Raw genomic sequence first — 430 nt, forward strand, 5'->3', positions numbered from 1 at the left:
CAGGCCATCGCCGTCGAAAAAACTGGCAATATTAAACGCCAGAGCGTGAATAGTAAGTAGGAGCACCAGGCGCGTATCCTTTGCAATGTCATTTACTCCCCACAGGCCGTTCTCGGCAATTACCGGTCTTGCGCCAGCGGGCAGAATTTCACTGACCACAGAGAGGCAGTCTTTCTGTAGCTGTGTGAATTCTTCCCGCGACAGCAGAGTCCGGTTTTTCGGCATATTCACAAGACCTGCTTTAGCTTCAAGCCCCATGGGGAGGAATTTCTCCGCCAAGGTAAACGCAATATAGCTACCGGTTAAAGCATCAAACTTCTCGATTTTAAATTTACGGCCGGAAATTTCAACGATTTTTTCTGTTTCGCGTTTTTTCATGTTCTATCTCCTTTCCTAAATCGGCAGTCTTTGAATATCCGTGAACAAAATA

At 46.3% G+C, this 430-nt stretch carries 1 protein-coding gene; it reads right to left on the reverse strand.

Annotated features, from left to right (window positions below):
• Nucleotides 1-378 (reverse strand): phage tail assembly chaperone (locus AC29Z1_RS09755; protein WP_488271272.1); only part of this gene is annotated, 378 nt, incomplete at its 3' end.
• Between the last annotated feature and the right edge of the window lie 52 nt (nt 379-430).

This window comes from Sporomusa sp. (assembly GCF_057736855.1).